At 47.7% G+C, this 8,419-nt stretch carries 12 protein-coding genes; 10 read left to right on the forward strand and 2 right to left on the reverse strand.

Annotation, left to right across the window (positions count from 1 at the left end; genetic code table 11):
• Window positions 1-4: 4 nt before the first annotated feature.
• Window positions 5-382, forward strand: a complete 378-nt coding sequence (locus DXD12_RS14810; RefSeq protein ID WP_005335912.1) for a TnpV protein — start codon at window positions 5-7, stop codon at window positions 380-382.
• Window positions 383-411: 29 nt separating this feature from the next.
• Window positions 412-1,374, forward strand: coding sequence for a DUF3658 domain-containing protein (locus tag DXD12_RS14815; RefSeq protein ID WP_005335911.1), 963 nt, complete (start codon window positions 412-414; stop codon window positions 1,372-1,374).
• Window positions 1,375-1,435: 61 nt separating this feature from the next.
• On the opposite strand, the gene DXD12_RS14820 is transcribed toward DXD12_RS14815, so the two are convergent.
• Window positions 1,436-2,242, reverse strand: a complete 807-nt coding sequence (locus DXD12_RS14820) for a helix-turn-helix transcriptional regulator (RefSeq protein WP_008372835.1) — start codon at window positions 2,240-2,242, stop codon at window positions 1,436-1,438.
• Window positions 2,243-2,724: 482 nt separating this feature from the next.
• Here DXD12_RS14820 and DXD12_RS14830 point away from each other — a divergent pair, with 482 nt between their 5' ends.
• The 8 genes from DXD12_RS14830 to DXD12_RS14865 all read left to right on the forward strand — a co-directional run bounded on the left by DXD12_RS14830 (window position 2,725) and on the right by DXD12_RS14865 (window position 8,169).
• Window positions 2,725-2,913 carry a hypothetical protein gene (locus DXD12_RS14830; RefSeq protein WP_002304353.1) on the forward strand — a complete coding sequence of 63 codons (189 nt, stop codon included), beginning with the start codon at window positions 2,725-2,727 and terminating at the stop codon, window positions 2,911-2,913.
• On the forward strand, window positions 2,910-3,251 hold the full coding sequence (locus tag DXD12_RS14835; RefSeq protein WP_005335900.1) for a DeoR family transcriptional regulator: 342 nt from the start codon (window positions 2,910-2,912) through the stop codon (window positions 3,249-3,251). Before DXD12_RS14830 ends, DXD12_RS14835 begins: the two co-directional genes overlap by 4 nt.
• A complete protein-coding gene (locus DXD12_RS14840) occupies window positions 3,244-3,540 on the forward strand; it encodes a DUF3847 domain-containing protein (protein WP_005335898.1) in 297 nt (98 codons plus the stop codon). Before DXD12_RS14835 ends, DXD12_RS14840 begins: the two co-directional genes overlap by 8 nt.
• A 317-nt stretch (window positions 3,541-3,857) precedes the next feature.
• On the forward strand, window positions 3,858-4,055 hold the full coding sequence (locus DXD12_RS14845; RefSeq protein WP_002595107.1) for a helix-turn-helix transcriptional regulator: 198 nt from the start codon (window positions 3,858-3,860) through the stop codon (window positions 4,053-4,055).
• 2 nt (window positions 4,056-4,057) lie between these two features.
• On the forward strand, window positions 4,058-4,474 hold the full coding sequence (locus tag DXD12_RS14850) for a hypothetical protein (protein ID WP_002595106.1): 417 nt from the start codon (window positions 4,058-4,060) through the stop codon (window positions 4,472-4,474).
• 103 nt (window positions 4,475-4,577) lie between these two features.
• The gene (gene mobQ, locus DXD12_RS14855) at window positions 4,578-6,152 is read left to right on the forward strand and encodes a MobQ family relaxase (protein ID WP_002595105.1); all 1,575 of its coding nucleotides are present in this window, start codon (window positions 4,578-4,580) and stop codon (window positions 6,150-6,152) included.
• Between the two features lie 66 nt (window positions 6,153-6,218).
• On the forward strand, window positions 6,219-6,863 hold the full coding sequence (locus DXD12_RS14860) for a CHC2 zinc finger domain-containing protein (protein ID WP_002595104.1): 645 nt from the start codon (window positions 6,219-6,221) through the stop codon (window positions 6,861-6,863).
• Window positions 6,832-8,169, forward strand: a complete 1,338-nt coding sequence (locus tag DXD12_RS14865) for a virulence-associated E family protein (RefSeq protein WP_117831474.1) — start codon at window positions 6,832-6,834, stop codon at window positions 8,167-8,169. Before DXD12_RS14860 ends, DXD12_RS14865 begins: the two co-directional genes overlap by 32 nt.
• A gap of 28 nt (window positions 8,170-8,197) precedes the next feature.
• On the opposite strand, the gene DXD12_RS15450 is transcribed toward DXD12_RS14865, so the two are convergent.
• A partial coding sequence (locus DXD12_RS15450) for a hypothetical protein (protein ID WP_118638604.1) occupies window positions 8,198-8,419 on the reverse strand: 222 nt, incomplete at its 5' end.

The following is an 8,419-nucleotide window of genomic DNA, read 5'->3' on the forward strand; positions in this document are numbered from 1 at the left end:
GAACATGAGCGAATTGAAACCAAGAATAACGGAAAACGGAATTGATTATATCCTTGTCGGAGATTACTACATTCCAGGCTTGAAACTGCCGGAGGAACACCGCCCTATCGGAAAGTACGGACGAATGCACCGGGAATATTTAAGAGAAGTCCACCCAGCCAGATTGAATACATTGATACTGACCGGAGAATTGTTGACATATCTTGCAGACCTGAATGAACAGGCACAAAAACGGTTAGACACTATCATGGAGCAGATGAAAGCTACCGAGGGCGTGACAGAGGAATTGAAGTGTACCCGACAAATGGAATGGGTGCAGCGTTGCAATAACATTCACAACAGGGCAGAAGAAATTGTTTTGTATGAGATGATTTATTCATAACGGGAGCAATTAAATCGGAGGTATATAAGATGATTGAAATTGTATTTGGTGAAAGTGCCTGTGGAAGTTTGAAAATTGCCCAAACTTACGGCAAGGGAAAGTATAGAGGAAGTGCTGTTTCAATATTTATGAGGCACGAAGACGGGAGTGTTCCATCTTCAGATGAAATGAAAAAGGCACAGCTTCAAGCACAGGAACAAGAACGCATTGCTTGGGAGAATGCTATTCCATTGGGAGGCAAGAGCAGTGATGTTTATTGTTTTGATATGGCTCTTAGTGTGGGAGATATTTCTGATAATGGAATTGGCGAACAGCGGAAAAATATTTTCAAGAAAATGCTGTCTGTCTGCTTTGTAGAGGATTTAGATTATCAGGTTGAAGAAAAAATACAGAAAATTAAAACTACATTGACCTCAGTGATTGAACGATATGTAGCTGGGGAAGAAATTCGCATTTGGTATAGCTATAATCCAGATGAGCTTTGTGGTATGTATTGGCTTATGAAACAACTTCAACCATTAAACTGCCAGACAACAATTTATTTGGTTAAGTTACCTACATGGGAATATGGAAAAGAAAATACTATGACATCCAAAATAGCATGGGGCGAGGTCTCTCCTGGCGAATGGGGAAACTATATAACTCTACAAGAGAAAGCTAATCCTGTATTTCTTTCAGCTTGTACTATGAAATGGAATCAACTTCAAAATGAAAATGCACCTTTGCGTGCAATGTTAAATGGTAAATTGCAAAGCGTTTCAGAAGATATATATGATAGTTTCATTCTTCGTGAAATTGCGGAACAGCCAGAGCAATTCAAAATGGCTATTGTCATAGGTAATGTTTTAGGAAAATATCAACTTGGAATTAGTGATGTATGGATTTCCAATCGCATTGATAAAATGCTTGAAGATGGTGTGTTGGAAATTATACAGGACGCACCAAAGGGAGAAACAAATTATCGCCGAATATTAAGAAAACGAATGAAATAATAACCACAGCACAAACCGCTGCTACATGGAATCCAACAAACCATGCAACAGCGGTTTTCCTTTACCGTTTTTTCCTCTGGCTGATAGGTGTTCCCATTTTCTTTGATTTTTTGAGAATACGAATGAACCAGCGAAATTCTTCTTCTGACAGGTTTTTATAGTTGATACCAAGCTGCTTGCAGTAAAGGATAACCAGTTTTTCATCTCGACTGCCCTTGAAATTTTCGACCGCTTCCAGATTTTCTTTCAGTTCATCGGCAACGGTAGTTTGGGGCGCACTCTCGCTGTCCTTTTTGTGGAATTCCCGAATATCCCGGATAATCAGGTTGAGGTCATCCAGAACCATGTGACTGAAATACTCATCATCACTGATATGTGCGGCTTGCAGCACCTTCAAATGCGGGTCATCTTCGCCGGGGCGATACCGTTCAATAATTTCATGCCGGACGGTATCAACAAGGGAGTTGAGATTTTGGATTTGCATGGTGGCAATCCCGTCCACATAAATCTCAATGTCCGCAAGAAACTTGATAAAGTCCTTATGGGTGGCAAGTTCGCAGAGCAGACGGTTGTTAATCCGACCGCTTTTCAGCAGTGCCACCATCTCATCGTTCAAATGCAGCTCCGTCAGTGGCGTGTTGATCTGCTCCCTGTTCTCTGTCCGGCACAGCAGATAATCGACGGAAACCCCATAGAAGTCTGCCAGCGTGATAAGGTTGCCATGATTGATTTCCTTATAATCCTCTTTTTCATAACTGCCAAGGGCTGATTTAGAAATGCCCGTCAGCTTTGATAGTTCTTCCAGATTTAAGCCTTTGTCTTTGCGGAGTTCCCAAAGGCGTTCCTGTATGCTTGTTGCAACTTTCATGGGCGCACGCTCCTTTCCGGTGGTTTTATTTCTGCCGTTTAACTGGATTATATCACACTTTCCGCAATCGTGGAAATTTCTGATTTTCCCCCTGATTCCTACTTTGTGGATATACGGCACAGGGCACAAAAATGTTCTATGATACAGGTAGTTCATCGATGGATTATTCCAATCGAATGACCAGCCTGTGTGGGATATGCTTCCCCGGCGATGTAGCGCCATGACTTTTGGCAGGGATATGGAGGAACCCTGATCGAAACGAGCGTACCAAAGGGAGCGATACGCCGCTGTGAGATTCAGGGGAGGAACGACACCGGGGAGAACTGGCGAACTGACACCGAAATGATACCGAAACACGACAATTTGATAGGGAGATAGTCTACCCTATCGCTGAGACTTCGGGAGATTTTAAGCGGCTCTATGGCTGTAATTTTGCCGAAAATCGCCCCGAAACCATACACGAAAACGGGAGGAAACGTAACATGCCGAGAATGAGCAAAAAGCGGAAGCATGAGCTTTCCTTTTACCTCAATGACCGGGGGCGTGTCACTTACAACGAATTATGCCGGAAATGCCAGCATGGGTGCAAGCAGAGCTTCCGGGCGGTTGTGATTGACTGCCCCCGTTATTTATCCAAACGAGCAAAGAAAAAGGAGGAACACACCGAATGAATTTTGAATTTATGACGATAGACACACCATTGCCGCCCTGTATGCCATTTCCCAGAGCGTTGACAGGATTTCCAGTCAGCAGCACCGCAAAGGTCATGTACTGCCGGATGTTGGACGCTATGCTTTTCAGAGGGCAGGCGGACGAGAACGGGATTCTTTTTGTCTGCTTCCCTATCACAGCCATTGCCGCAGTCCTGTCCCGCAGCCTCATGACGGTCAAGCGTTCTTTGAATGAACTGGAAACCGCCGGACTTATCATGCGGGTGCGTCAGGGCGTGGGAGAACCGAACAGGATTTATGTGCTGATACCGGGAAAGGAGGGCGCTACCCTTGCCTGATACCTCAAAGCTGGGAAAGCTCAACCGGGAGTTGGAGAAAAGCGAAAAGAAACTGCGGAAAGCCATCAATGATGAAAAGGCATTGCAGCACCAGTTGAAGCAGCTTACCCGAAAGGAACGGACGCACCGGCTCTGTACTCGTGGCGGTATGCTGGAAAGTTTTCTGCAAGAGCCGGAACGCCTGACGGACGATGATGTCATGCTGTTGCTGAAACTCATTTTTCACAGGCAGGACACGCAAGATATATTGAAAAAACTGCTGGAACGGGAGAAGCCGGAAACCCCTTAGTTTACTAAGGGCGCAATTATACACCACCCAGAGGTTGGTGCATTGCGTTCTCCGAAGGCTCCTTGCAGGAGGGCTGTGATTTTCCGCAGCCACGGTCTGCTCCAAATCAAACAGGGGACGCTACACTTCCCCTGCGCTGGCTGCCGCCAGCTACCCTTTTGTGGACTTGCCATCTGGGGACACCTTGCGTTGCAAGCTGTTCCCAGCCGATAAGTTTCATAAAATATAATGCAAATGGAAAGCTAACTTGACATAAAAGAACTATGTGATATAATGGAAGCATGGAAAGTTAACTTTCCATAAGAGAGGAGGATGACATGAAAAATCGCCTGGAAGAATTACGAAAGCAACGAGGCATAAAGCAAGAAGATTTAGCAAATGCATTGGAAGTATCACGACAGACCATCGGCTCTTTGGAAAACGGACGCTATAACCCATCTATTCAGTTGGCATTTAAGATTGCCAGATATTTCAACATGAGTATTGAAGAAATTTTTATTTACGAGGAGGATTGATTATGAAAAAAAGGTTGTTGATTTTAATGACAGTTACAGGAATGATTATTCTACTGGGAGGATTGCTAACATACGGTTTGGGAGTACATGAAATAATACCTGTGCCACGTCCCGACTTAATAGTAGTAGGTACATCTCTCATTGGAATTTTGCTGATTGTATCTGGTGTGTGCGACTTGTTCGTTAAGAAAACCAAAGAAATGGAAATAGAGGAAAATGACGAGAGAAATATTTCGCTTAGTAATGCTGCTATGGCAAGTGGCTTCAAGGTAATGAATGTTACGATTGCTGTTTCTATTTTTGCTTTGATTTTCACCGGATATATGACAGTAGTCCCATGTTTCACTATTATTGGGGCTTATGCTATTGGACAAATTGTATTTATTGTGCGACTTTGGTACTTGCACAAAACTATGTAAATGTATTACTAAATACCCGCCGCCCCCAGCGGCACAACAAGCAGGAAATCTGAAAAGGTATCCTGCTTTTTCTATGTCCAAAAACGGAAAGGAGGAACACAAAATGCCCTGTCCACACAACGAAATCTCTATTGTGCAGCGCAGCCACCGCCAGTCTGCGGTTGCCGCCGCTGCTTACCAGAGCGGCGAAAAGCTGTTCTGTGAATATGACCAGGAAGTAAAACACTACCCGGAAAAGCGTGGTATCGTCCACAATGAAATCCTGCTCCCGGCAAACGCTCCCCTGGAGTACACAGACCGCAACACCCTCTGGAACGCTGCCGAAGCTGTTGAGAAGCAATGGAACTCCCAGCTTGCAAGGCGGTGGGTGCTTTCCATTCCCAGAGAGATACCGCCCGACCAGTACGCCGCCCTTGTACGGGATTTCTGCCGCCAGCAGTTTGTTTCCAAAGGAATGTGCGTGGATTTTGCCATCCATGACAAAGGGGACGGAAACCCACACGCCCATGTCATGCTGACCATGCGGGCAATGGATGAGCGTGGGAAATGGCTTCCCAAGAGCCGCAAGGTCTATGAACTTGATAAGAACGGGGAACGAATCAAGCTCCCGTCCGGCAGGTGGAAAAGCCACAAGGAAGATACGGTTGACTGGAACGACCGCAAATATGGCGAAATCTGGCGGCATGAATGGGAGGTCATCCAAAACCGCTATCTGGAAGCCAACAACCGCCCGGAACGAGTAGATCTCCGTTCTTACGAAAGACAGGGGCTTGATATTATCCCTACCGTCCATGAAGGGGCTGCTGTCCGGCAGATGGAAAAGCGTGGGATTCAGACGAACATCGGCAACCTGAACCGAGAAATCAAAGCCGCCAATAGTTTGATGAAGTCCATCCGGCAGCTTATTAAAAATCTCAAAGGCTGGATTGCGGAGCTTAGCGAAAAGCGGAATGAACTGCTTGCCCAAAAAGCTGCGGAGGAAGCGGTCTTTCTTCCCAATCTGCTGATGAAGTATATGGAGATACGAAAGGCAGAACGGAGCAGCTGGACACGGGCGGGACAAAGCCGGGGGACTTCCAAAGACTTAAAGGCAGTCAGCGAAGCCCTGTCCTATCTCCAGAGAAAGGGACTTTCCACCGTGGAGGATTTGGAAAACTTTATAGAAACGTCCGGGAAATCTGCCGCCGACTACCGAAAGCAGATGAAGCCAAAGGAAACCCGCAGCAACGTGATTGACGCTATCCTTGCCGCCCGGACGGACTGTAAGGAATGTAAGCCCGTTTATGAGAAATACCAGAAGATATTTTTCAAGAAAACTAAGGAAAAATTCAAGCTGGAACACCCGGAGGTTGCCCGGTTTGAGAAAGCCAGTGCCTACCTTGCCAAGCACCCGGACGATAAGGACAGCACGAAAAAGGAGCTTTTGCAGGAACAGGCGAAGCTTGTGGACGAAATCGCAGACTTGAAAGTACCGTTGACCGAGGTGCAGGAAGATTTGAAGAAGCTGTGGGACATCCGCTACTGGGTACGGAAAGCCACACCCGGCACAGAGGAAAGCAAAGAGCCGCCCAAGAAGCAGCCCCTCAAAGAAGTCTTGCAGGATAAGGCTGACGAGAAGAGAGCACAGAAAAACGCCCCGGCGCAGACGAAACACAAACAACAGGATATGGAACTTTAACAGGCACTTGCCATTTTCAGATTGAGAATGATAAGTGCCTTTTCTTTTTTACAAGGAGGAATTGATTTGAATGTATTTGAAGCTGTGAAGCAGTCCGTTACGACAAGACAGGCTGCGGAGCATTACGGAATCCGGGTAAACAGAAACGGGATGGCTTGCTGCCCGTTCCACAACGATAAGACCCCCAGCATGAAGCTGGACAAGCGTTTCCACTGCTTCGGATGTGGTGCAGATGGGGATGTGATTGATTTTGTAGCTGCCCTGTACGGGCTGGGGAAAAAGGAAGCCGCCGCACAGTTGGCGAGTGACTTCGGGCTTGCCTATGAGGACTGGAAGCCACCGGGCAGGGCAAGGAAGCCCAAGCCCCGGCAGAAATCCCCGGAAGAACAGTTCCGGGAAGCAAAGGCACATTGCTTCCGTGTCCTTGCCGATTATCTACACCTCTTACGGGTATGGAAAACCGACTATGCCCCGCACTCCCCGGAGGAAGCGTTTCATCCCCGGTTCGTGGAAGCCTTGCAGAAGCAAGCCCATGTGGAATATCTGCTGGATGTGCTGCTGTTTGGGGATACGGAGGAAATCGCTTCACTGATTACGGAACATGGAAAGGATGTGATACAGCTTGAACAGCGAATGGCAGAGCTTGCCGCCGCAGACGCAGCAAGAACTAAAAAACACCATGAACGCCATGCAGCCGCCCCAGAGCGTTGAGGAAGTAAAGGCAACTCTGGAAACCACCGAGAAAGGCGGTGTCCGCCAGAGCATACGGAACTGCCTGACCGTATTCCAGCGTGACCCGGTGCTTGCCGGGGCAATCGCCTATAACATCCTGACCGACCGAAAGGACATCATAAAGCCCATCGGTTTTCACAGAGAAAGCACAGCCCTGACCGATACAGACATGAAGTATCTGCTTCTCTATCTGGAGGAAACCTACGGGCTGACCAGTGAGAAAAAGATTGAAACCGCCATCGGGATTGTGGCGAATGAGAATAAGTACCACCCCATCCGGGATTTTCTGAACAGCCTTGCATGGGACGGGACGGAGCGCATCCGCTTCTGTCTGCGGCACTTTCTGGGGGCGGATGTGGACGATTACACCTATGAAGCCCTAAAGCTGTTTCTTTTGGGGGCGATTACAAGGGCATTTAAGCCCGGAAGCAAGTTTGAAATCATGCTGTGTCTGGTAGGCGGTCAGGGGGCTGGCAAGTCCACCTTCTTCCGTCTGCTGGCAGTCCGGGACGAGTGGTTTTCCGATGATTTGCGGAAGCTGGACGATGATAACGTGTACCGCAAGCTGCAAGGTCACTGGATAATTGAAATGTCGGAAATGATGGCAACCGCCAATGCCAAGAGCATTGAGGAAATCAAGTCTTTTCTAAGCCGACAGAAAGAGGTTTATAAGATACCCTATGAAACCCACCCGGCAGACCGTCCCCGTCAGTGCGTGTTCGGCGGTACTTCCAACGCCCTTGACTTTCTCCCCCTTGACCGTTCCGGCAACCGCCGATTTATCCCGGTCATGGTGTACCCGGAGCAAGCCGAGGTTCACATTTTGGAGGACGAAGCCGCTTCCAGAGCCTATATCAGCCAGATGTGGGCGGAAGCAATGGAGATTTACCGAAGCGGCAGGTACAAGCTGTCATTCAGCCCAGCCATGCAGCGGTATCTCAAAGAACACCAGCGGGATTTTATGCCGGAGGACACCAAAGCCGGGATGATACAGGCTTACCTTGATAAGTACACCGGGGAAACGATCTGTTCCAAGCAGCTCTACAAGGAAGCCTTAAATCACACCTTTGACGAGCCGAAGCAATGGGAAATCCGGGAAATCAACGAGATAATGAACCAGTGCATTACCGGGTGGAACTACTTTTCCAATCCAAGAATGTTTGCGGAATATGGCAGACAAAAGGGCTGGGAGCGTGAAATCCCGGCAACGGACACCGACAACCCGCCCGAAAAATCTATGGACGGTTTTGTGGAGGTCACGGAGCAGATGGAGCTTCCATTCTGAAAATGACAGCCCGTTGCCGACTTCGTTGCTATCCCGTTGCCGAGCCGGTTGCCGGGGAAAAACCCATAACTGCGGGCTTTTCTCCCCTATGACAACCAAAACAACAGAAAAATAAAAGAAAAGTATAAATAGTAACCACCGCCAGATTGAGATTGTTTGCAAGGTCTTTTGAAGCCCGTTGCCGGACTTCGTTGCCGACACCCTCTGTCTGGCTATTTTCATGTATGGAGGATAACTGCCTATGGCAAAA

Source organism: Clostridium sp. TF11-13AC (assembly GCF_003481065.1).
Taxonomy (GTDB): Bacteria; Bacillota; Clostridia; order Lachnospirales; family Lachnospiraceae; genus Otoolea; species Otoolea fessa.